This window comes from Kitasatospora sp. NPDC094015 (genome assembly GCF_040304075.1).
GTDB lineage: Bacteria > Actinomycetota > Actinomycetes > Streptomycetales > Streptomycetaceae > Kitasatospora.
This window is the reverse complement of the sequence record NZ_JBEOUL010000003.1, coordinates 195,339-217,191: the sequence shown is the minus strand read 5'-3', so window position 1 is coordinate 217,191 and position 21,853 is coordinate 195,339. Positions and strand designations below refer to the sequence as shown.

At 72.7% G+C, this 21,853-nt stretch carries 19 protein-coding genes and 1 tRNA gene; 8 read left to right on the top strand and 12 right to left on the bottom strand.

The window, feature by feature from the left end:
- Positions 1-58: 58 nt before the first annotated feature.
- Entirely contained in the window at positions 59-817 is a 759-nt protein-coding gene (locus ABT014_RS05270; protein ID WP_350637285.1) for a polyprenol monophosphomannose synthase, read from the bottom strand.
- Positions 818-871: 54 nt separating this feature from the next.
- The gene (locus tag ABT014_RS05265) at positions 872-2,425 is read right to left on the bottom strand and encodes a glycosyltransferase family 39 protein (protein WP_350637284.1); all 1,554 of its coding nucleotides are present in this window, start codon (positions 2,423-2,425) and stop codon (positions 872-874) included.
- Positions 2,426-2,792: 367 nt separating this feature from the next.
- Here ABT014_RS05265 and ABT014_RS05260 point away from each other — a divergent pair.
- Positions 2,793-2,865: transfer RNA gene (locus tag ABT014_RS05260), tRNA-Arg, on the top strand.
- A 72-nt stretch (positions 2,866-2,937) separates the two neighbouring features.
- Here ABT014_RS05260 and ABT014_RS05255 read toward each other — a convergent pair.
- Positions 2,938-3,078 carry a hypothetical protein gene (locus ABT014_RS05255; RefSeq protein WP_350637283.1) on the bottom strand — a complete coding sequence of 47 codons (141 nt, stop codon included), beginning with the start codon at positions 3,076-3,078 and terminating at the stop codon, positions 2,938-2,940.
- Between the two features lie 224 nt (positions 3,079-3,302).
- On the bottom strand, positions 3,303-3,605 hold the full coding sequence (locus tag ABT014_RS05250; protein WP_350637282.1) for a hypothetical protein: 303 nt from the start codon (positions 3,603-3,605) through the stop codon (positions 3,303-3,305).
- A gap of 419 nt (positions 3,606-4,024) precedes the next feature.
- Here ABT014_RS05250 and ABT014_RS05245 point away from each other — a divergent pair, with 419 nt between their 5' ends.
- Positions 4,025-4,687 (top strand): HAD family hydrolase, encoded by a 663-nt coding sequence (locus ABT014_RS05245; RefSeq protein ID WP_350637281.1) that lies wholly within the window; start codon positions 4,025-4,027, stop codon positions 4,685-4,687.
- Here the strand turns inward: ABT014_RS05245 and ABT014_RS05240 are convergent.
- From ABT014_RS05240 to ABT014_RS05230, 3 genes are all read right to left on the bottom strand, one after another.
- Positions 4,588-5,352, bottom strand: coding sequence for a class I SAM-dependent methyltransferase (locus ABT014_RS05240; RefSeq protein ID WP_350637280.1), 765 nt, complete (start codon positions 5,350-5,352; stop codon positions 4,588-4,590). The two genes, ABT014_RS05245 and ABT014_RS05240, sit on opposite strands and share 100 nt — an antisense overlap.
- A 14-nt stretch (positions 5,353-5,366) precedes the next feature.
- Positions 5,367-7,289 carry a murein biosynthesis integral membrane protein MurJ gene (murJ, locus tag ABT014_RS05235; protein ID WP_350637279.1) on the bottom strand — a complete coding sequence of 641 codons (1,923 nt, stop codon included), beginning with the start codon at positions 7,287-7,289 and terminating at the stop codon, positions 5,367-5,369.
- A gap of 394 nt (positions 7,290-7,683) precedes the next feature.
- Positions 7,684-8,469: a phosphatase PAP2 family protein gene (locus ABT014_RS05230; protein WP_350637278.1), complete on the bottom strand. Its 786-nt coding sequence runs from the start codon at positions 8,467-8,469 to the stop codon at positions 7,684-7,686.
- Positions 8,470-8,824: 355 nt separating this feature from the next.
- On the opposite strand from ABT014_RS05230, the gene ABT014_RS05225 reads away from it, so the two are divergent.
- Together ABT014_RS05225 and ABT014_RS05220 are read left to right on the top strand one after the other, a co-directional pair.
- A complete protein-coding gene (locus ABT014_RS05225; protein WP_350637277.1) occupies positions 8,825-9,796 on the top strand; it encodes a sigma-70 family RNA polymerase sigma factor in 972 nt (323 codons plus the stop codon).
- A gap of 158 nt (positions 9,797-9,954) precedes the next feature.
- Positions 9,955-10,197 (top strand): hypothetical protein, encoded by a 243-nt coding sequence (locus ABT014_RS05220; protein WP_350637493.1) that lies wholly within the window; start codon positions 9,955-9,957, stop codon positions 10,195-10,197.
- Between the two features lie 34 nt (positions 10,198-10,231).
- On the opposite strand, the gene ABT014_RS05215 is transcribed toward ABT014_RS05220, so the two are convergent.
- From ABT014_RS05215 to ABT014_RS05200, 4 genes are all read right to left on the bottom strand, one after another.
- Positions 10,232-10,501, bottom strand: coding sequence for a hypothetical protein (locus ABT014_RS05215; RefSeq protein WP_350637276.1), 270 nt, complete (start codon positions 10,499-10,501; stop codon positions 10,232-10,234).
- A 401-nt stretch (positions 10,502-10,902) separates the two neighbouring features.
- On the bottom strand, positions 10,903-11,217 hold the full coding sequence (locus ABT014_RS05210; protein WP_350637275.1) for an FmdB family zinc ribbon protein: 315 nt from the start codon (positions 11,215-11,217) through the stop codon (positions 10,903-10,905).
- A 240-nt stretch (positions 11,218-11,457) separates the two neighbouring features.
- Positions 11,458-12,759 (bottom strand): MFS transporter, encoded by a 1,302-nt coding sequence (locus tag ABT014_RS05205; protein ID WP_350637274.1) that lies wholly within the window; start codon positions 12,757-12,759, stop codon positions 11,458-11,460.
- A gap of 393 nt (positions 12,760-13,152) precedes the next feature.
- On the bottom strand, positions 13,153-14,640 hold the full coding sequence (locus ABT014_RS05200; RefSeq protein WP_350637273.1) for a potassium/proton antiporter: 1,488 nt from the start codon (positions 14,638-14,640) through the stop codon (positions 13,153-13,155).
- Between the two features lie 208 nt (positions 14,641-14,848).
- Between ABT014_RS05200 and ABT014_RS05195 the strand changes: the two genes are divergently transcribed.
- The gene (locus ABT014_RS05195) at positions 14,849-17,575 is read left to right on the top strand and encodes a penicillin acylase family protein (protein ID WP_350637272.1); all 2,727 of its coding nucleotides are present in this window, start codon (positions 14,849-14,851) and stop codon (positions 17,573-17,575) included.
- A 129-nt stretch (positions 17,576-17,704) separates the two neighbouring features.
- Here the strand turns inward: ABT014_RS05195 and ABT014_RS05190 are convergent, their stop codons facing one another.
- Entirely contained in the window at positions 17,705-18,298 is a 594-nt protein-coding gene (locus ABT014_RS05190) for a 5-formyltetrahydrofolate cyclo-ligase (RefSeq protein ID WP_350637271.1), read from the bottom strand.
- Between the two features lie 60 nt (positions 18,299-18,358).
- Between ABT014_RS05190 and ABT014_RS05185 the strand changes: the two genes are divergently transcribed.
- Genes ABT014_RS05185 through glp form a run of 3 tightly spaced genes read left to right on the top strand, consistent with a single transcriptional unit; the run spans position 18,359 to position 21,732 of the window.
- On the top strand, positions 18,359-19,423 hold the full coding sequence (locus ABT014_RS05185; RefSeq protein ID WP_350637270.1) for a GGDEF domain-containing protein: 1,065 nt from the start codon (positions 18,359-18,361) through the stop codon (positions 19,421-19,423).
- A gap of 53 nt (positions 19,424-19,476) precedes the next feature.
- Positions 19,477-20,397, top strand: coding sequence for a UTP--glucose-1-phosphate uridylyltransferase GalU (gene galU, locus ABT014_RS05180; protein WP_350637269.1), 921 nt, complete (start codon positions 19,477-19,479; stop codon positions 20,395-20,397).
- Between the two features lie 24 nt (positions 20,398-20,421).
- Positions 20,422-21,732 carry a molybdotransferase-like divisome protein Glp gene (gene glp, locus ABT014_RS05175; protein ID WP_350637268.1) on the top strand — a complete coding sequence of 437 codons (1,311 nt, stop codon included), beginning with the start codon at positions 20,422-20,424 and terminating at the stop codon, positions 21,730-21,732.
- Positions 21,733-21,853 lie beyond the last annotated feature (121 nt).

The window sequence follows — 21,853 nt, the reverse complement described above, 5'->3', positions numbered from 1 at the left end:
GCCCGACCGGCCGGCCGGGCCCCCGACGGGGTTGCGGGCGGGTGCCCGGCGCTCCGTACTACCGGCGGGTGATCTTCTCGAAGCGGGCCTTCATGCCCCAGGCGGTGACCCGCCAGAGGGCCTCCACCACGATGTTCCGGCTCATCTTCGAGGCACCGTGCTCCCGCTCCACGAAGGTGATCGGGACCTCGGCGACCTTGAAGCCGCTCTTGACGGCGCGCCAGGCCAGGTCGACCTGGAAGCAGTACCCCTGCGAGGCGACCTCGTCCATGCCGAGGCCGAGCAGGGTCTCCTTGCGGAAGGCCCGGTAGCCGCCGGTGACGTCCTTGATCGGGACGTCCAGCATCACCCGGGAGTAGAGCGAACCGCCGCGCGAGAGCAGCAGCCGCGACTTGGGCCAGTTGACCACGGCCCCGCCCGGCACCCAGCGGGAGCCGAGCACCAGGTCGGCGCCGCGCAGTGCGGTCAGCAGCCGGCACAGCTCCTCGGGCTGGTGGGAACCGTCGGCGTCCATCTCGACCAGGACGTCGTAGCCGTGGTCGATGCCCCAGCGGAAGCCGGCCAGGTACGCCGCGCCGAGGCCCTCCTTGCCCTTGCGGTGCAGGACGTGGACGTTGCCGTCCTCGGCCGCCAGCTTGTCGGCGAGGTCGCCGGTGCCGTCGGGGCTGTTGTCGTCCGCCACCAGGACATGGACCTCGGGGACGGAGTCACGGACCCGGGAGACGATCCGCTCGACGTTCTCGGCCTCGTTGTAGGTCGGAATGATCACCAGTACCTTGCCGAGGTCGGCGAAGGTGCTCTCCTGGGGGGCAGTCACGTCTGTGCCTTTCAGTCTGGTGTGGCGTGCCGGTCATTGTGCCCTGCACGCCGGCTACCGGTGGCTGCGCACCAGCAGCGACACCGTTAGTCCGGAAACATGTCGGACCTCGGTCGGGGTGAAGACGTTCCGCAGCGCCCCGGCCTGTTCCGCCGGGAGGCCCTGGTAGGGGTCATCACCAGTGCCGATGGTAACGACCCACACGCGCGGCTCGTCCCCGATGCAGCTCGCGGGCACCGGGCACTCGCTCGGGTAGAGATCATCGGCCTGTATGGCCGACCGCTGGACGAACATCTGGTTCGGCCGTACCTCGGCCGGAAGATGGTAAGTGATGCCGGGCCCGGCCATCTGCCAGGCCTCCAGGCCACCGATCGCCACCAGGCCGTCGCCGCTTCGGTAGCCGGCCGTGACCACGGCCGTGGCGCCGCGGTAGTCGGGGGCGCCGTGCGCCCGGCCGCCGCGCTCGGCCCGCTGCACCGGCAGGCCGAGGTAGCCAGGGAGCACCACCGCGGCCGCGACCACCGCCAGCGCGAGGGCGGCCCGTGCGGTGGTGACCCACGCGGTGGTGCCCCGAGCCGTCGCGGTGCCCCGGGCGGTGACGGAGCTCCGGGCAGTGGCGGCGCCCCGGACGGCGGCCCACAGCACGTCCACGCCGCCGCCGGCCAGCGCGGCGCAGGCGGGCAGCGTGAAGAGCAGGTAGCGGTCGAGGAAGTAGGAGATCTCACCCTGCGAGGCCACCCAGACGGCCAGCACCGGCAGCACCGCGAGCAGCAACAGGTCGATCGCCGGCCGCGTGCGGCGCACCAGCGCGAACACGGCGAGCACGAGGAAGACGTGCAGCACCCGGGGGGAGGCGAACAGCAGGTCCCAGAACTGTCGCAGCGCGTTCCCGTCGGGGCGGGGCACCCAGTACAGCTGGCGGGCCGACTGCTGTTGCCCGAGCAGCATCACCGGCACCGCCGGGAGGGCTGCTGCCAGCGCGGCGCAGGGGAACTGCCACAGCAGCCTCCGGGAGCCGGGTCGCAGCGCGCGCAGCAGCACCACCGCGGCTGCCGGCACCAAGGCGCTCAGCGAGACCAGGTGCAGCAGACCGGCGACCGAGCTGCAGGCGGCGAAGGCCGCCCAGCGGGCGAACCCGGGTCGCTCCAGTGCCCGGAACAGGCACCAGACGGCGGCCGCGGTCGCGCACGCCACCAAGGCGTAGGCCCGGGTCTCCTGGGCGTACCGGGAGACGAGCGGGACCGTGGCGAACAGCAGCCCGGAGGCGAGTCCGGCCATGGAGCTGCGGAAGACCAGCCGGGCGGTCAGCGCGGTGAACGCGGCGGCGCCGGCCATCGCTAGGGCGGAGGGCAGCCGCAGGGCGGCGGGGGAGGTGCCGAAGACCTCGGTCCACAGGTGCAGCACGACGTAGTAGGCGCCGATGCTGGCGTCCACGTGGTCGAGCATGCCGAACAGCTCACCCAGTCCGCGGGTGGCGGCGCTCCAACTGGACAGCTCGTCCCGCCAGAGCTCCGGCGTACCTATCCGCCAGAGCCCCACCGCCAGCATCACCAGCGCGGGACCGAGCCAGACGCCGGCCGACCGGATGCTTCGTGGCCAATTCCCCATGAACCCAGCACACTACCTATATCGCCTGACAAGGCAGATCTCGCCTGACATGCCGCGAACTGCCGCACCGGATCGGAAGCGTCCGGTTCGAGTGCACAACGACGCAGCCGTCCCGGTGGGTGCGCACGCGCCGAAGAACGCGGAACGGGCTTCGCCCGCCCGGTCCGTGGCCGCACCCGGGAGCCGGTTCCCCGGCTCTCCCGACGGCACACTGTACCGGCAGCCACCGGCGCCGATTCTCCAGGGGGAGATCTTCGGAGGCCTCATCCGCTAGTCTGTCAGGGATCGGTCGGCCGCCCCGCTGCCACCTCGTGCCCGCGGAGCCGCGCGGCCCGAGCACGCAGTCCCCGGGCGCAACCGCCCGTCGGCCTCAGTAGCTCAGGGGATAGAGCACGGCTCTCCTAAAGCCGGTGTCGCAGGTTCGAATCCTGCCTGGGGCACACCGCCGTCCGCGGCGCAGAACGTCGCAAAGGGCCAGCCCACGAGGGAGATCCTCGAAAGCTGGCCCTTCGTCATTGCTGCGGCAGGCGGGGCGGCCAGTCGGGCTGCGCCACACCCGTGCCAGATGGGTCCGGCGGCACTTGCCCGCCGAGCGCCTGGCGGACGGCCTCGCCCACCCGGTCGGCGACCAACCGATCGCGCTCGCTGGTCATGTGCTGGTGGATCAACGCGGCCCGGGTGGTGCTGTGTCCCACCCTGGTCATCAGCTCCCGCGTGCTGGCTCGGTCCGGGAGGCGGGGCTGTTGCCGGTGTGCCGGAGATCGTGCACATGCACCTCCACCGGGATGCGAGCCGGAGCGGCTCTCGCGGCTCCAGGTTCTCCGGGTGACCGCGGGGGAGGGACTCGACCCGAATCCCTCCCCCGCAGCCCGGTGTCCTACTTCTTGTGCGGGTCGTAGTGCTTGCCGATCTGGGTGATGACTGCGCCGATCGTCGCCTTGACGATCGTGTCATTGTGCTTGTCGGCCGCGTCGATGAACCGCTCCACAGCGTTGCCCACCGGCTCCATCACCTTTTCCATGGTCTCCTCCGCATCCCGCCCCCGAAGGGCCGCGACCCCTCCGGCCGCGACGGCGACGGGAAGGGCCATCATCATCGCTCCCATGCCGACGAAGCCGGCGGCCCAGCCCGAGACCGTCTTGGGGTTTCCGTCGGCTTCTCTTTTGACGATTTCCGACATGTCCGTCTCCACTCCCCTGGTAGTGACAGAGCGCGTCCGCTCCGTTACTCATTCTGAGAGTCGCGTAGCCGCAGGACCAGGTTTCACCCCCCCTGGTCATTCCCTGACCTGAACGTCCGCCTCTGGGTGGATTGACAGCCTGATTTTCCAGTGAACGGCATGCGGGGCCAGGGCAGCGGGGCTGGTCGCGGCGGGCGAGGCCTCGGCCGGGGCCGCTGGCCATTCGTCAGATCGCACTGCCCCCACCATGGCGGTGCAGGTCAGGGACGGTGAGTGACAACTGTTACTCCTGAAGCCGGTGTCGCAGGTTCGAATCGCGAGGTGGTGAACGGGCGTCACGGGGCGCGGTGCTCGGGTTGCCGGGTGCCTGGGAAGCTGGGCGGTGGACAGTATGCAGATGGGTCGACGGGGGAGTGGGTATGGGGGACGGGGCGGTCGAGTTGGTCGTGTTCGACTGCGACGGGGTGCTGGTCGACAGTGAGCCGATCGCGGTGCGGGTGCACGTCGCGTTGGGGGCCGAGTTCGGGTGGCCGCTGGGCGCGGACGAGGTGGTGGAGGAGTTCGTCGGGCGATCCACCGCGTCGATCGGGGAGAAGATCGCCGCCAGGTTGGGCGCGGATGTCGCGGTGGCCTGGGGTGAGCGGTTCGGCGAGCTGCACCGGGTGGCCGTGGATGCGGAACTGGCCGCCGTGGACGGCATCGTGGTGGCGCTGGACGCCCTCGACGGGCTCGGGGTGCGGTACTGCGTGGCCTCCAGCGGCAGCCACGCGAAGATGCGGCACACCTTGGGCCGCACCGGCCTGTACGAGCGCTTCGCGGGCCGGATCTTCAGCGCCACCGAGGTCGCCCGCGGCAAGCCGGCGCCCGACCTGTTCCTGTACGCCGCCGAGCGGATGGGGGCCGAGCCCGGCCGGTGCGGGGTGGTCGAGGACAGCCGTCCCGGCGTCGAGGCGGCCCGGGCCGCCGGGATGCGGTCCTTCGGCTACGCCGGCGGCGTCACCCCGGCCGAACGGCTGGTCGGCCCCGGGACGGTGGTGTTCGAGGACATGCGCGGGCTCCCGGAGCTGCTGGCCGGCACCTGAGGCGGGGCATCCGCCCTGGGCGCTGCCGGGCCGTTGACCGCGAAGGCGTGCAGCCAGGTGAGATCGCGGTGGCCCGGGCCGTACCGCTCGCGCTCGTTGGCCCGCTCGACGGCGAGCACGGTGAAGCCCGCCGCCTGGAGCAGGGCGTGCACGCCCGCCGCGTTCTGGTAGTTGAAGAACCGGACGCCGTCACTGCTGAACGGCTCCACCACCTCCTCGGCGCCCTCGCCCTCCTTGAAGCTCACGAAGAGCGCGCCGCCGGGCACCAGGACCCGGGCGAACTCCCGGAGGGCGAGGGCGATGTGCTCGTCCTTGAGGTGGAGCAGGGTGGCCTGGCACCAGATCCCGGCGTGCGAGGCGTCCGGCAGCCGGAGCGCGCAGACGTCCAGCTGCTCGAAGGCGAGACGGGGGTGGAGTTCGCGGGCCCGGGCGACGAAGGAGGGCGAGAGATCGCCGCCCAGGACGTCGAGCCCGCGCGCGGCCAACAGCGCCGTGTCGCGGCCGAAGGCGCAGCCCGCGTCCAGCACCGGACCGCCCGGCGGCGACGCCAGCAGCGCCACGAAGCGGTCCAGCTCCTGGCCGGGGTGCATGGCGCCGGTCGCCCGCTCGTACTTCGCCAGGCCGTTCTCGTACGCGGCCATCGTCCGTGCCAGGTAGTCGAACACCGGCCGCCGCCCGCTCAGCGGCGGTGGCGGCCGCCGGCCGCCGTCGTGGCCGGCTCGGGGTAGGGGATCCGCAGCTTGCGGGCCAGCGGGGCCACGGCGGCGCCGGCACCGAGCGGGCGGGCCAGCACGAAGAGCGAGAGCAGTACGGCCGCCGAGCCGGCCATCAGGCCCGCGAAGTTGCCGAAGACGCCCGGTCCGAACCAGGCGGCGATCCAGTGCGCGGCCACCGCGCCCGGCACGCAGGCCAGCAGGATCGCCAGGTGCAGGGTGATCACCCGGCCGCCCTCCAGGCCGCTGGTGGGCTTGGCGCGGCGGGTACCGAGGGTGAGCGTCGCGTCCGGGCCGGCCTGCGCCGGGACGGCCGGTGGCGGCGGTGCCTGCCGCAACCGGCGGCCGAGCGCCCAGCCGGTGAGCGCGACGCTGAGGATGCAGGCGACGGTCTGCGCCGCGGCCATGCCGATGATGATCCAGCGCGGGTCGAGCAGCCAGTACGCGACACCGGAGAGCCCGGCGTTGGTCAGCGTGGTCGCCACCGTCAGCCAGAACGGGGTGCGGGCGTCGCCCATCGCGTAGAAGCCGCGGGCCAGCGCGTACTGGGCGCAGAAGGCGGGCAACCCGATCGCGAACGCGATCAGCACCTGGGCGATCACCCACGAGTCCGCGGGGGTGGTCTTGCCGTGCTGGTAGGCGAGCGCGGTGATCTGGGTGGCCAGGGTCACGAACAGCACGGTGACCGGGATGATCATCGCGGCCGAGGACCGCAGCATGCCGCCCAGGTCGGCGCCGATCTGGCTGTAGCGGCCGGCGGTGGCGGCCCGGGACATCCCGGGTAGCAGCGCGGTCACCAGCGAGATGGTGATCACGCCCTGCGGGACGACGAAGAGCTGGTAGGCGTTGGTGTAGGCGAAGTTGCCCAGACCCATCGGCAGGTGGGCGTGCTCGGCGAGGTCGCCGGCCCGGGCGCTGAGCTGGCTGATCACCGCGAAGGACAGCTGGGTGACGGCGACCAGGGCCAGCGCCCAGGCGGCCGCCCGGAGCGGCCTGCCCAGCCCCGCTCCGCGCCAGTCGAAGCGCGGGTGCCAGCGGAAGCCGGAGCTGCGCAGCGAGGGGAGCAGGCCGACGGCCTGCACGACGATGCCCAGGGTGCTGCCGAGGCCGAGCAGCAGCACGTCGCCGGTGGTCACGGCGTCCACGGTCTTCGCGTTGGAGCCGATCACCATGTAGAGGCCGAAGACCGCGATGGCCACCACGTTGTTCAGCACCGGGGTCCACATCATCGCGCCGAACCGGTCGCGGGAGTTGAGCACCTGGCCGAACAGGGTGAAGACGCCGTAGAAGAAGATCTGCGGGAGGCAGAACCGGGCGAAGGCGATGGTCAGGTCGCGCTTCACGCCCGGCGGGTACCCCGAGTAGGCGTCCACGATCAGCGGGGACGCGCACCAGGCGGCGACGGTCAGGACGATCAGGGCGACGCCGCAGATGGTCAGCAGCCGGTCGGTGTAGGCGACGCCGCCGTCCTTGTGCGTCTGCGCGGCGTGGACCAGCTCGGGGACGAACACCGAGGCCAGGACGCCGCCCATGAGCATCATGTAGACGACGTTGGGCAGCGAGTTGGCGATGTTGAACGAGTCGCCGAGGCCTGCGGAGCCGAGCGCGGCGACGATCATCGCGCTGCGGACGAAGCCGAGCGAGCGGGAGGCCATCGTCCCCAGCGCCATGATCAGGCCGTTGCGGCCTGCCGAGGGCGCCGGCTTCCCGGCGGCCGGGGCCTGAGCCGGGGCCTGGGTCTGCGCGGGTGCCTGGCCCGGGATCGCGGGCGGCCCGGGGGGCATCGGCGGGGCGCCGGGGGAGGGCTGCAGGGGGATCCGCAGGGCCATGGTGGGCGGGTCGATGGACGCGTTCGGGTCGGAGGACCCGTCCGTCGTGTGCATGGTCATCAGACCCCCGTCACTCGGTGCCTGGGAAGCGGCGCTGCGGAGCGATTCCGCCACGCCCGTCCGGCGAAACGTCGGTGTACGGAGTCGACCTGTCGGACAAGGCCGGCCTGGTCCTGTACGGAACCGGGCCTCCCCGTGCCGGACGCGGAGGGCGACCCGGCCGGAGAAGTCTGCCTCAATTCGGCACCCGCTGGGGAGCCGGGTGTCGCGGGTGACGAGCACCACTGAGGCGGCGGCTCCGCGGAGTTGAGCAGCGGGTGCGCAGGATTGGCGACGATTTGCCCGTTATGGGGTGAAATGTAGTGGCGCGCCGGGAAGTCAACGGCTTGCTGGACCACGCTCCGAGCTCCTCCCCGGGTTGCCACTGCATCGATGTGATCTTCCTCACCGCCCGTCAGGACTCCTCGTCCGGTGGATCCTCCTCGATCGGACGCGTCGCCCCTTCGGGTATCAGGACGCGCTGCACCCGGGGTCGGGTTCGCCGGTCGAGCCGCCAGGAGTCCCGCAGCAGCGCGCCGGGGTGCCAGAGTTCGAGCCCCGCCGTCACGCCGGCCAGGACGGCGGCGGCGCCGAGCCAGCCGGCCAGGACGTCGCTCGGCCAGGAGAGGCCGAGCGCGATCCCGCTCCAGCCGACCGCCAGTGCCAGCGCTGCGGCGAGGCCGCAGGCGGCGGCCCGCCCGGCGCGGTTCGCCCGTGGCCACAGGAGCGCGGTGAGCGCGGCGCAGGTGATCAGCGAGGCCATCGCCGGCCCGGACGGGAAGGAGGACCCCGCGGCGCGGGTGACCGGGTCGGGGAAGTGCGGCCGCGGGCGGTCGACCAGGAGCTGGGTCGACCGGGCCGCCAGCCACCCGGTCAGCGCCAGCGCCGCGGCCCAGCCGGCCAGGGTTCGGGTGCCCAGGCGCAGCAGCCAGACGGCCACGAGCAGCAGCAGGGCGCGCATGGTGACCGGGCCGCCCAGCTCGGCCAAGGTCCGGATCGCTGCGGTCGAGACGGTGTGGCGGCGGGCGATCGGGTGCAGCGCACTCACCGTGGTGTGGTCGAGGCGGGCCAGTGGGCCCCAGTTGCCCAGGACCAGAGCGAGCAGCACGGCGAAGAATGCGGCGGCTCCGACCGCCACCGCGGCACATTCGGCGTGGTGGCGACGTTGTCTCTGGTGGAGGTCGTCGATCGGCTGCTGCATGGCTGTCACCTTCCCGGTGGGACGGCGTTCCCGATGCCTGGTGAATCCCGATTCGGCATCTTTTGTGTCGAGTTGCCGCAGATTCGGCGATCGCATGGCGTGCACCATCGATCACGCTGCGTGCGGGATCGAGGGCAAAATGAGCAGGATACTCCATGGCGGAGGAAACTCTGAGGGAGTTGGGAATGTTGTCCGATTTCTGTGCGTTGGATCGTTACGTGTGAGCCTCGGTGAGGCCCGCACCTCTTCGAGCCCGTGGATCTCCCCGGGGATCCTTCGTGGATCCCGCTGTACCGGTCCGCACCGGATCGGCACAGCCGCAGGCAGACCCGGCAACACCAGCAAGGGAGCAAGCATGGCCACCCGTGCCGTCGTTCGCGACAGGGCCGACCGGACTCGCTCGGCCCGCCCGACCAACTTCGAGGCCGACCGCGACCTTGTCGGCATGTACCTGGACGAGATCGCCAGGACGCCCCTGCTCGACGCCGCCGAGGAGGTCGAACTCTCGCTCCGGATCGAGGCCGGCGTCTACGCGCAGCACCTGCTGGAAGAGGAGACCCTCCCCAAGGGCGTGCGGCGGGAGGAGCTGGAGTTCATAGCCGACGACGCCGAGCGTGCCAAGGACGTCTTCATCCGCTCCAATCTGCGACTCGTGGTCGCGGTGGCCCGGCGCTACCCGCGCAGCGGCCTGCCCCTGCTGGACCTGATCCAGGAGGGCAACGCGGGCCTGGTCCGGGCGGTCGAGAAGTTCGACTACTCGAAGGGCTTCAAGTTCTCCACCTATGCGACGTGGTGGATCCGGCAGGCGATCACCCGGTCGATCGCCGACCAGTCGCGGACGATCCGGCTGCCCGTGCACCTGGTCGAGGAGCTCGGGCGGATCCGCCGGGTCCAGCGCGAGAAGGCCAAGGAGCTCGGCCGTGAGCCGGAGCCGGCCGAGATCGGCGCCGAGCTGGACATCAGCGAGCAGCGGGTGAAGGACGTGCTGGACTGGGCGCGTGACCCGGTCAGCCTGAACATGTCGGTCGACGACGAGGGCGAGACCCAGTTCGGCGACCTGGTGGAGGACACCGGAGCGGTCTCCCCCGAGGACGCCGTGATGGTCATGCTCCGCCGCGAGGAGCTGGACACCCTGATCGACCGGCTGGACGACCGGACGGCCTCGATCATCCGCTCCCGCTACGGGATGGAGGACGGCCGCGAGCGCACGCTCACCGAGGTCGGCAAGCAGCACGGGCTGACCCGCGAGCGGATCCGGCAGATCGAGAAGCACGCGCTGGCGGAGCTGAAGAAGATCGCCGACCACGCCGGCTTCGAGGCAGCCTGACGCAGGCGGTGACGCGGGCGGACGGGAACGGTTGGACCCACCGGCCCCGGTACGGCTTCGGCCGTGCCGGGGCCGCCGTCGTGCGGCCTAGGCTGGTGGTGGGTCGACGGTGGTCGGACGGTGGCGGGCAGGACAGGAACAGCGGGAGGCGAGGCGGCATGAGCGGGCCGAGCGAGCAGGACGGCGGGAACGGCCGCGACGGTGACCAGGACGGGACCGGCGCACCGGCGAACGGGGGGAAGGCACGGAAGCCCGCTGGGCTGGTCTTCGGCGACCCCCTGGACCGGCAGACCAGCGACGACACCGACCAGGGCTGGGGCGAGCGCCCGCGCGGCGGGGAGAGCGGTGGACGCGGACTGGACTGGTACCTGAGCCAGCGGCCGCCCCACCACGGCGACTGAGCGCCGCCGGGGGCCGGGCGGGAGCCGAGCGCCCTCAGTGCCCGGTGGTGCAGCGCGCCTCGCCGACCACCCCGGAGATGCCCGGACCGGCCTGGGGCGGCGGCTCACCACCCCGCAGCACCCCTGAGGTCAGCGCCACCGCCGTGAGCACGCCGGCCAGCAGCAGCCCGGGCCGGTGCCGGACCGCCTGCCGGAGCCGATGGCGGCCACCGCCACCGCGCCGGATCGGGGTGAAGTAGGGGACTTCCTGCCGCGGCGGCACGGCGGGAGCGGGGAGCGGGGCGGAGTGGGCAGCCGTGGTCATGGTCGGAGCACCGCCTTCGGGTCGGGTCGAACGGGCCCGGTGGGACCCGCGGGACCCAGCCTCCGCCGACCCGGCGATCCCCGGAATGACCCCCGCAGATCCTGTGGAAAACCCGGCCCTGTGGACAACCCGGCTACCTCGCCAGGGTGAACAGGCCCCCAGCGGTTGACGCCCACCCCGCCGCACCTACCCCCGCACACCCCGCCCGGGCACCCCGCCCGGGCACCCCGCCCGGGCACCCCGCCCGGGCACCCCGCCCGGGCACCCCGCCCGGGCACCCCGCCCGGGCACCCCGCCCGGGCACGCCGAAGGCCCGGCGACACCGCCTGAGCGGTGCCACCGGGCCTCGGTGCGTACGAACGTGCGTGCGCGGCCTCGGTACGGCCTGCGGTCGCCCCGCCTCAGCTCGCGGCCGGCGCGGACGCCGTCGTCGACGAGGAGGACGAGGAGCCGGAGGAGCTCGCGGCGGGCGTCGAGGACGTCGACGAGCCGGTGGACGAGGAGCTGGACGCCCCCGGGGTCACCGAGCTGCTGGACGAGGAGCGGCTGTCGGTCCGGTAGAACCCCGAGCCCTTGAAGACCACACCCACGGCCGAGAAGACCTTGCGGAGCTTCCCCTGGCACTCGGGGCACGTGGTCAGCGCATCGTCGGTGAACTTCTGCACCGCCTCCAGGCCGGTCCCGCACTCGGTGCACTGGTACTGGTACGTGGGCACTTGCTCTTCCTCCTGCACTTCCCTCTGGCACTCGGGCCTGATGAGTGCTAACGGTGTCCAATGATGCGGTATTCCGTGGGCCGAGTCCAGCGCTCCCGGTGTGATCCGGGTGTCAGATGACCACCGGACCCGGAAGCCAGGCCCGAACCGGGCCGGAACCGGACCGCAAACCGGCCCCGCAAACCGGACGCAAACCGCCCCGGCAAACCGGCCCGGCAAACCGGACCAAGCCCGGAGCCCTCAGCCCTCGGCGGTCGCGATCTGCGCCCCCGCCGGGACCGTCCCCGCACCCCGTGCGACCGTCCGGCTGCGCGCCCCGGGTGCCACCAGCAGCCCCCGCAGCGACACCAGCGCGATCAGCCCGAGCCCGGAGCCGGCCAGCGCCACCAGGAACCCGGCGGAGGGACCGCGCTGGTCGATCAGCTGCCCGGCGACGGTCTGCCCGACCGCCAGGCCGAGCCCGATCGCACCGGTCAGCCAGGTGAACGCCTCGGTCTTGGCGCCGTCGGCGACCAGCGTCTCGACCAGGGTGTACCCGGTGATCAGGGTCGGCGCGATGGCCAGGCCGCAGCACAGTCCGGCCACGGTCAGCGACGTCAGGCTGGGCATCGCCCACAGCGTGGAGCAGCCGATCACCAGCAGCGCGTAGCTGAACAGCATCCGCTGCCGGGCCGAGCGCTTCCAGCCGATCAGGCCGTAGAGCACCCCGGCGACCATCGAGCCGCCGGCGAAGATCCCGTAGACGGTGCCGCTGGCGCCGCCGCGGCCGACCGACTCGGTGAACGCGGTGACCGAGACCTGCATGGCGCCGAAGACGGCGCCCACGCCCAGGAAGGAGCCGGCCAGCAGCCGGACACCGGGGGAGGCCAGGGCGGAGACCCGCTGCGCGCCCTCGACCCGGGGGTGCCGGGCGGGGGCGGTGCGGCGCTGGGCGGCGAACGCGAGCCCGCCGAGCACGGTGAGCGTGGCTTCGGCGATCAGGCCGGCCGCCGGGCTGACCTGGGTGGCGATGGCGGTGGCCAGCACCGGGCCGATCACGAAGGTGAACTCGTCGGTGACCGATTCGAACGCGAAGGCCGTGTTCAGCATGGCCGGCCGATCGGACAGCCGTCCGACCCAGCGGGCCCGGACCATCGCGCCGATCTGCGGCACGCTGGCGCCGGCCGGGGCGGCGGCCAGGAACAGGCTCCAGACCGGGGCGTGGCCGAGGGCCAGCGCGATCAGGGCGCCGACCGACAGCGCGTGCACGGCGACGCTCGGCAGCAGTACGGCGGCCTGGCCGTAGCGGTCGGCGAGCCGGCCGGTCTGCGGGCCGACCAGGGCCTGCGCGACCGCGGCGACCGCCGCGACGGCGCCGGCCACGCCGTAGGAGCCGTTGGTCTCGATGACCAGCAGCATGATGCCCAGGCTGAGCATCGCGTAGGGGAGCCGGGCGGCGAACGCCGGCGCCAGGAACGTCCAGGCGCCCGGGGTGCGCAGCAGCGCCCCGTATCCGGCGCGGGCAGGGGCGGTGGGGCTGTCGACCGTTCGGCGGGCCGTCACGGTCGGTCCTTCCTGCTGCCTGGTAGCGCGGCAAGGGCAGGGAGAGCCCCGACGGCGCCGAGAGTCGTCCTCTCGCGCGTCGACCGGGGTAGATACCGGGTCCGTCCGGCCGTTTCGTGGAAGCGGGGGCCGGTTGAGGCAGTTCGTGCGGACCGCGGCCGCCGAGCGGTCGCGCCAACTCTGCATCAGGCAGATGTTGCGGGTGGTTCAGTGTTTCAACGCTTATACACCTTCATACTAGCCGGTCCCGGCCGCCCCTACCTGGCAACGGAAGGTGAACAGCAGCACACGTCCGCCCATCGGGCACGAACGGCCGCGACCCCGCAACGACCCCCGATCCACAGGTCCCGATCCAGGGGCCCCGATCCACGGCCCCCGATCCACCGCCCCGGGCTACCGGCGCCCTTCCAGCCAGCCCGCCAGCTTGCCGCCGCGGTCGACCGCGCGCAGCCGGCGCTCCGCGGCCTCGCCGACCTCCTCGGTGGTGACCACCAGCAGTTCGTCGCCGGCCCGCAGCACGGTCGCCCGGTCGGGGACGAAGCTCGACCCGTCGCGCACCACGAGGGTGACCGCCGCGCCCTTGGGCAGCCGGAGCTCGCCCACCTCGACGCCGGACATCCGGGAGCCGTCCGCCAGCGAGACCGAGAGCAGCCGGCCGTGCAGCTTCTCCAGCGGCGCCGACTCGATGCCCAGGTCCTGGCCGAGCGCGCCCTCGCCGATCCGCAGCTTGCGGGCGACCAGCGGCAGGGTCGGCCCCTGGAGCAGGGTGAAGACCACGACCAGGATGAAGACGACGTTGAACAGTTCCTCGGCCTCGGGCACCTCGGCGACCAGCGGGATGGTGGCGAGCACGATGGGCACCGCGCCGCGCAGGCCCGCCCAGCTCAGCAGGGCCTGCTCGCGCCAGGGCAGCCGGAACGGGGTCATGGTGGCGAACACCGAGGCCGGCCGGGCGATGAAGACCAGCACCGCGCCGACCACCAGCGCCGGCACGATCGCCGACCCCATCGTCTCCGGCGTGACCAGCAGGCCGAGCACCACGAACATGCCGATCTGCCCGATCCAGGCCAGCCCGTCGGCGAAGCCGCGGACCGCCGGTCCGTGCGGGAGCTTGCTGTTCCCGAGGATCACCGAGGCCACGTACACGGCGAGGAAGCCCGAGCCGTGCAGCAGCGCGCCGCCGGCGTACGCGAGGACCGCCAGCGCCAGCACGGCGATCGGGTACAGGCCGGAGGAGGGCAGGGCGACGTGCTTGATCCCGTACGCGCCGATCCGGCCGACCGCGTAGCCGACGGCGGCGCCGATCGCGAGCTCGGCGAGGATGGTGCCGACCAGGACGTACCAGGGGTCGAGCGGGCCGGAGGTGGCGAAGGCGACCACCAGGATCACCACGGGGGCGTCGTTGAAGCCGGACTCGGCCTCCAGCAGGCCGGTCAGCCGCTCGGGCAGCGGCACCATCCGCAGCACCGAGAAGACCGCCGCGGCGTCGGTGGAGGAGACCACGGCGCCGAGCAGCATGCTGGTCCGCCAGTCCAGGCCGACCAGCAGGTGCGCGCCGGCGGCGGTGACGAAGACGCTGACCGCGACGCCGACGGTGGCCAGCACGGTGGCGGCGGGCATCACCGGACGTATCGACTTCCAGTTGGTCTTCAGACCGCCCTCGGCCAGGATCACCACCAGGGCGGCATAGCCGAGGACCTGCGTGAGTTCCGCGTTGTTGAAGCTGACGCCGAGGCCGTTCTGGCCCAGCGCGACGCCGATGCCGAGGTAGATCAACAGGCTGGGAAGGCCGGATCGGGTGGAGAACCGCACGGCGACCACCGCGACCAGCAGGATCACGGAGTCTTCGAGCAGGAACTGGTTCAGCTGGTCGACGGTCACGCAGGAGCACCTCGGCGTAGTGAGGGGGCAGCTGATGAATCGTTACTCAGTCTAACATTTTACCTGATCTTTGATCTCGGATTTACGCCGCCCTGCCAGGTAGGGTCCCCAGGACCCCACCGTGGGCCTCCCCCGTGTTCGTGCGCCACCTGAGTCGCCCTAATGTGGTGACCTGTCACGGCCGCAAACTCCCCAGCCAAGGATCCGGATGTCCCGCTCGAAGAAGTTCCGGCGCGCTCGCCTGATCGTGCTCGTGCTGGCCGTGCTGCTGGTCGGCGCCGTGGCCGGCGGCGGCTACTGGGGGGTGCGCACCGTCCGCGCCTCCTACCCCGTCGTCGAGGGCACCGTGAAGGTCGCCGGGATGTCGGCCCCGGTCGACGTCAAGCGGGACGCCAACGGCATCCCGCAGCTCTACGCGGACACCGACGCCGACCTGTTCCGGGCCCAGGGCTACGTCCAGGCCCAGGACCGGTTCTGGGAGATGGACGTCCGGCGCCACATCACCGCCGGGCGGCTGTCCGAGATGTTCGGTTCGGGCCAGGTGGAGACCGATGGCTTCCTGCGGACCATGGGCTGGCGCCAGGTCGCGCAGCAGGAGTACGACACCAAGCTGTCCGAGAGCACCAAGAAGAACCTCCAGGCCTACGCGGACGGCGTGAACGCCTGGCTCCAGGAGCACCCGGGGGGCGCGGACGCCTCCCTCGAGTACGCCCTGCTCGGCGCCGTGAACGGCGACTACAAGCCGGAGAAGTGGGACCCGGTCGACTCGGTGGCCTGGCTGAAGGCGATGGCCTGGAACCTCTCCGGCAACATGCAGGAGGAGATCGACCGCGCGCTGCTCTCGCAGAACTTCGACCCGGACCAGGTCAACCAGCTCTACCCGGACTACCCGTACGCCCGCAACGGCACGATCGTGAAGACCGGCACCGTCGCCGCCGACGGCAGCTTCAAGCCGGCCGACGGCGCCGCCGCGCCGACCGGTGCCACCACCCAGGCCAGGGCCGCGACCGACGCCCTGCTGCAGGGCATCTCGGACAAGATCACCGCGATGCCGCAGCTGCTCGGCCGGCAGGGCCAGGGCATCGGCTCCAACTCCTGGGTGGTCGACGGCAAGCACACCACCACCGGCAAGCCGCTGCTGGCCAACGACCCGCACCTGGGCCCCGGCATGCCGTCCGTCTGGTACCAGATGGGCCTGCACTGCCGGACGGTGAGCCCGACCTGCAACTACGACACCGCGGGCTTCACCTTCTCCGGCATGCCCGGCGTGGTGATCGGCCACAACAAGGACATCTCCTGGGGCTTCACCAACCTCGGCGCCGACGTCACCGACCTCTACCTGGAGAAGGTCACCGGCCCGGACACCTACCTGGTGGACGGCAAGGAGAAGAAGCTCCAGACCCGCAAGGAGACCATCAAGGTCGCCGGCGGCGAGGACCGGACGATCACCGTGCGCACCACCCAGGAGGGGCTGCCGCTGATCTCCGATCAGAGCACCGAGCAGCAGCACGTCGGCCAGTACGCCCCGGTGGGCAACGCCGCCCCGGACCGCGCGACCGGCTACGGCGTGGCGCTGCAGTGGACGGCGCTGGTCCCCGGCCAGACCATGGACGCCGTCTTCAAGCTGGACCAGGCGACCGGCTGGGCCGACTTCCAGGCCGCCGCCGCCGACTTCGCCGTCCCCGCGCAGAACCTGATCTACGCCGACACCAAGGGCAACATCGGCTACCAGGCGCCCGGCATGATCCCGCAGCGGACGAAGGGCGACGGCACCTACCCGGCCCCGGGCTGGGACTCCTCCTACGGCTGGAAGAAGGACTTCATCCCCTTCAAGGCCCTGCCGTACAGCTTCAACCCCGCCTCCGGCTACATCGTCACCGCCAACCAGGCCGTGATCGACCCGGCCGGCTACAAGTACCTGCTGACCAAGGACTGGGAGTACGGCACCCGGGCCAAGGAGATCTCCGACCAGATCGACTCCCGCCTGAAGAACGGCGGCAAGATCTCCCCGACCGACATGCAGGCCATCCAGCTGGACAACACCAGCGTGATGGCGCAGACCCTGGTCCCGCTGCTGCTCAAGGTCAAGATCGACGACCCCTACGTGCGCGAGGCCCAGGACCTGCTCAAGGACTGGAACTTCCACCAGGACGCCGACTCGGCCGCGGCCGCGTACTACAACGGCGTCTGGCGCCAGCTGCTCACCCTGGCCTTCGGGCAGAAGTTCCCGGCCGGCCTGCGGGCCGAGGGGGACTGCCTGCTGGTCCGGCAGAAGCGGGACGCCACGCTGCCCGAGGGCGCCGTCGGCAACACCACCCAGGCCGTCACGGAGTGCGGCACCCGCAAGGCCTCGGCCGCGCAGCCGGACGGCGGCGACCGCTGGACCGAGGTGGTCCGCCAGATGCTCACCAAGCCCGACAACGCCTGGTGGGACTACATCGACTCCAACCACAGCCAGCAGCACGGCCTGGACGGCCTGCTCGGCGAGGCCATGAAGGACGCCCGCCAGGACCTCACCGCGCAGCTGGGCAAGGACATAACGACCTGGAGCTGGGGCCGGCTGCACACGCTGACCCTCCAGGAGCAGACGCTCGGCACCGACAACTCCTCGATCGCCTCCGGGCTGGTCCACCGGTTGCTCAACCGGGGGCCGTACCAGCTCTCCGGCGGCACCGCGGCGGTCGACGCGGCGGGCTGGAACGCGGCGGCCGGGTACCAGGTGGACTGGATCCCGTCGATGCGGATGGTGGTCGACCTGAGCGACTTCGACGCCTCGCAGTGGATCAACGTCGGCGGCGCCTCGGGCCACGCCTTCCACCCGAACTACAACGACCAGACCCAGCTCTGGGTCGACGGCAAGATGCTGACCTGGGCCTACAGCTCGGACGCCGTGGGCAAGGCGGCCAAGCACACGATGACCCTGCTGCCGGGCTGATCCGGCGGTGGCCAGGGCCGGTCGTCCCCGACGGGGGCGGCCGGCCTTCGCCGTTCCCGGACCTTCGCCGTTCCCGGGCCACGCCGCCCGTGGGCGCCCCGTCAGCGCCCGTCAGCCCCACCAGCCCCGTCAGCCGCCGAAGCGGACCACCCCCGACGGGGTGACCACCGCCCGCACCGGCAGGTCGTGCGGCTCGGCCGGCACCTCGGCCAGCAGCTCGTGGTCGTACAGCAGGGTGGCCAGCTCCGGCTCGGCCCCGGCCGCGGCGAGCCGAGCGAGCACCCGGTCGTACGAGCCGCCGCCGCGCCCGAGCCGGATGCCCCGGCGGTCCACCGCCAGCCCCGGCAGCAGCACCAGGGCGGCCGAGCACACCGCCGCCGGGCCGAGCCGCGGGCCGGTCGGCTCCAGCAGCCCGCGGGCGGCCGGGGCCAGCTCCGCGCGGCCGGTGTGGCGCGCCCAGTCCAGGTCGTTGTCGGGCAGCAGCACCGGCAGCAGCACCCGGACCCCGCGGGCCAGCAGCGCGTCCAGCAGCGGCCCCGTCCCCGGCTCGGCGCCGATCGACACGTACGCCGCCACCGTGGCACCCGGCCCCGCCAGCTCCCCGGCGTGCCCGGCCAGCGCCCCGGCGGCGGCCTCGCGCTGCGCGGGGGTCAGTGCCCGCCGCCGGTCCAGCAGCCGTGACCTCAGCTCGGCCTTGTCGTTGGACAAAGGATTGGCAGTCAAGAGATCTCCACAGCTCGGCGCCGGCACGGTGTGCAGAGCCTGACACGCGGAAGGCCGCCGATGTCCACCCCGCTCCTGGTAGAGGCCCTGGTGCCGATCGGCGCGGCCGCGCTGGCGGCCGCCGGCTGGTGCGGGCTGCGGCTGCGGCGGAGCACCGCGCAGGCGGCGGCCCGGGAGGCCGAGCTGGGCCGGCGGGTGGCCGAACTGGAACAGGAGTGCTCCGAGTTGCAGCGCACCGCGGCCTGCGACCCGCTCACCGGGGTGTGGAACTACCGGCACCTGCAGCTCACCCTGGACCGCGAGATCGAGCGCTCCCGCCGGGCCGAGCAGGGCGAGGGCCGGCCGCGCCCGCTGGCGCTGCTGATGCTGGAGATCGCCGGCTTCGAGGCGATCGTGGCCGAGCACGGTCGCGGCCGGGGCAACGCCATCCTGCGCGACCTGGTGCAGCGGTTGAGCATCGAGATCCGTCGCTCGGACACCCTGGGCCGGTACGGCGGCGAGGAGTTCCTGATCCTGCTGCCGGACACCGGGGCGAAGGGCGCCGTCCAGGTCGCCGAGCGGCTCTGCTGGGCGGTGCGCCGCCACCAGTTGCTGGACTGGTCACCGGCCGGCCCCGCCCCGCGCCGCTCGGCCGGGGGCAACGGGCTCACCGCCGCCATCGGCATCTCGGTGCTCCCCGAGGACGGCGGGCACGCGGCGCTGCTGCTGCGGGCCGCCGACCGGGCGCTGGGCGAGGCCCGCGCCGCGGGGGGCGACCGCTGGCACGGCGGCGAGCGGCCCGCCGCCGACGGCCTGGGGCCGGCCGCCCTGCCGCCGGGAGGCGCGGGGCCGGTCACCACCCCCGACGGGCCCGGGGCCACGACCGCCGCCGTCAACGGAACGGTCGCCCACGAAGGGGTTGCCCGCGAAGGAGCCGGCCGACCCCGTGCCGGCCGCCGCGAGGACCCGTCGGCACGCGCTGTCGACGTGCCCGCCTCACAACCGTCCCGCAGCCCTCACTTGGTGGTTCCGGAGGCGTCGGGCACGGCGGGTAGTGTGTCCACCTGCGCGGGCAAGGCCTCCGACGCCCCTGCCCGTCCTTCCCGGGTCACCGCCACGGAGACCGCGCGGGATACGGTTTCATAGTCGGTTCACATCACTCTCAGCTGGGCGCCAGCACGCCTTAGTAAGGTCACCGCATGACGAAGACGAACGCCCGCACCCCCGTCACCAAGGCTGTCGTGCCCGCAGCCGGGTTGGGGACCCGGTTCCTGCCGGCGACCAAGGCGACTCCCAAGGAGATGCTGCCGGTCGTCGACAAGCCCGCCATCCAGTACGTCGTCGAAGAGGCCTCCGCAGCCGGGCTCTCCGACATACTGATGGTCACCGGACGCAACAAGCGGGCGCTGGAGGACCACTTCGACCGGGCGTACGAGCTCGAGGAGTTGCTCACCCGCAAGGGCGACCACGACCGCCTGCGCCGGGTCCAGGAGTCGGTCCAGCTCGCCAACATGCACTACGTCCGCCAGGGCGACCCCAAGGGCCTCGGCCACGCCGTCCTGGTCGCCGAACAGCACGTCGCGGGCCAGCCGTTCGCCGTCCTGCTCGGTGACGACCTGATCGACCCGCGCGACCCGCTGCTCGCCCGCATGATCGAGGTCCAGCAGGAACTCGGCGGCTCCGTGGTCGCGCTGATGGAGGTCGACCCGGCCCAGATCCACCTCTACGGCTGCGCCGCCGTCAAGCCCAACGGCTTCGGCGACGACGTCTTCCGGGTCACCGACCTGGTCGAGAAGCCCGAGACCGCCGAGGCCCCGTCGAACTACGCGGTGATCGGCCGCTACGTGCTCGACCCGGCCGTCTTCGAGGTGCTGCGCAAGACCGCTCCCGGCCGCGGCGGCGAGATCCAGCTGACCGACGCGCTGCGCGAGCTCGCCACCCGCGAGGAGGCGGAGGGCGGTCCGGTGCACGGCGTGCTCTTCAAGGGCCGCCGCTACGACACCGGCGACCGGGCCGACTACCTGCGCGCTATCGTCCGTCTGGCGTCCGAACGAGAGGACCTGGGCCCGGAGTTCCGGTCCTGGCTCAAGGAGTTCGTCGCCACCGAGATGCAGAGCTGAACCGACGAGAGCGAGCGTGAGGCGATGACCGGGACCGACAACCCCTGTTGCGAGGAGCCCTCGGCCCCGGCGCCCCGGATGTGGAGCGTCGACGAGCACCTGGCCGACGTCCTCGCCCGGATCGCCCCACTGCCCGCGATCGAGCTGCAACTGCTCGACGCCCAGGGCTGCCGGCTGGCCGAGGACATCACCTCCGAGGTCGACCTGCCGCCCTTCGACAACAGCTCGATGGACGGCTACGCCGTCCGCACCGCCGACACCGCCCGCGCCACCGGCGAGTACCCCTCGGTGCTCGCCGTGGTCGGTGACATCGCCGCGGGCGCCGGCGAGCTGCCCAAGGTCGGCCCCGGCGAGGCGGCCCGGATCATGACCGGGGCCCCGCTGCCGCCCGGCGCCGAGGCGGTCGCCCCGGTCGAGTGGACCGACGGCGGCACCGGCACCGGGCGGGCGGCCGACGCGATGGGCACCGCCGCCGAGGAGGCCGTCCGGGTGCTGCGCCCGGTCGGCGCGGGCGACCACGTCCGCCGCCGCGGCAGCGACCTCGGCGCGGGCGACCAGGTGCTCGACGCCGGCACCGTGCTCGGACCGACCCAGCTGGGCCTGCTCGCCGCGATCGGCCGCGGCACCGTCCGGGTCCGCCCCCGCCCCCGGGTGGTGGTGCTCTCCACCGGCAGCGAGCTGGTCCAGCCCGGCGAGCCGGTCGGGCCCGGCCGGATCTCCGACTCCAACAGCTTCACCCTCACCGCGGCCGCCCGGGACGCCGGTGCCATCGCGTACCGGGTCGGCGGCGTCCCCGACGACGCGGCGCTGCTGCGCTCCGTCCTGGAGGACCAGCTCGGCCGGGCCGACCTGATCGTCACCAGCGGCGGGGTCAGCGTCGGCGCGTACGACGTGGTCAAGGAGGTCTTCGAGAGCTACGGCGGGATGGACTTCCGCCGGCTGCGGATGCAGCCCGGCAAGCCGCAGGGGTTCGGCCGGATCGGCGAGGGCGAGGGCGTGCCGCTGCTGGCCCTGCCCGGCAACCCGGTCAGCGCCTACATCTCGTTCGAGCTGTTCGTCCGCCCGGTGATCCGCACCATGCTCGGCGCCCCCGACGTGCACCGCCCGGTGGTTCCCGCGCGCTGCACCGCGGACCTGCGCTCCCCGGCCGGCCGCCGGCAGTTCCTGCGCGGCCGGTACGCCGACGGTCTGGTCGCCCCGATCGGCGGCGAGGGCTCGCACCTGGTCGGCGCGCTCGCCCGGGCGAACTGCCTGATCACCGTCCCCGAGGACACCACCGCCGTCCCGGCCGGCAGCACGGTCGACGTCGTGCTGCTCACGGAGCGGTCGGGGTGAGCCCGCGGGTGGTCGTGGTTGTACGGTAGCGCGGTATTCGACCCGCGCTCCTGGAGTGACCCGTGACCGACAACCCAAGCGGCGACCGCCTCACCCACGTCGACGACACCGGCGCCGCCCG

Coding starts and splice junctions, on each gene's coding strand:
- ABT014_RS05185 (WP_350637270.1), top strand. CDS start 18,359: ATGTCCACCCCGCTCCTGGTAGAGGCCCTGGTGCCGATCGGCGCGGCC.
- murJ (WP_350637279.1), bottom strand. CDS start 7,289: ATGACCATGCACACGACGGACGGGTCCTCCGACCCGAACGCGTCCATC.
- ABT014_RS05195 (WP_350637272.1), top strand. CDS start 14,849: ATGTCCCGCTCGAAGAAGTTCCGGCGCGCTCGCCTGATCGTGCTCGTG.
- ABT014_RS05265 (WP_350637284.1), bottom strand. CDS start 2,425: ATGGGGAATTGGCCACGAAGCATCCGGTCGGCCGGCGTCTGGCTCGGT.
- ABT014_RS05215 (WP_350637276.1), bottom strand. CDS start 10,501: ATGACCACGGCTGCCCACTCCGCCCCGCTCCCCGCTCCCGCCGTGCCG.
- ABT014_RS05250 (WP_350637282.1), bottom strand. CDS start 3,605: ATGTCGGAAATCGTCAAAAGAGAAGCCGACGGAAACCCCAAGACGGTC.
- ABT014_RS05255 (WP_350637283.1), bottom strand. CDS start 3,078: ATGACCAGCGAGCGCGATCGGTTGGTCGCCGACCGGGTGGGCGAGGCC.
- glp (WP_350637268.1), top strand. CDS start 20,422: ATGACCGGGACCGACAACCCCTGTTGCGAGGAGCCCTCGGCCCCGGCG.
- ABT014_RS05245 (WP_350637281.1), top strand. CDS start 4,025: ATGGGGGACGGGGCGGTCGAGTTGGTCGTGTTCGACTGCGACGGGGTG.
- ABT014_RS05220 (WP_350637493.1), top strand. CDS start 9,955: ATGAGCGGGCCGAGCGAGCAGGACGGCGGGAACGGCCGCGACGGTGAC.
- ABT014_RS05225 (WP_350637277.1), top strand. CDS start 8,825: ATGGCCACCCGTGCCGTCGTTCGCGACAGGGCCGACCGGACTCGCTCG.
- ABT014_RS05230 (WP_350637278.1), bottom strand. CDS start 8,469: ATGCAGCAGCCGATCGACGACCTCCACCAGAGACAACGTCGCCACCAC.
- galU (WP_350637269.1), top strand. CDS start 19,477: ATGACGAAGACGAACGCCCGCACCCCCGTCACCAAGGCTGTCGTGCCC.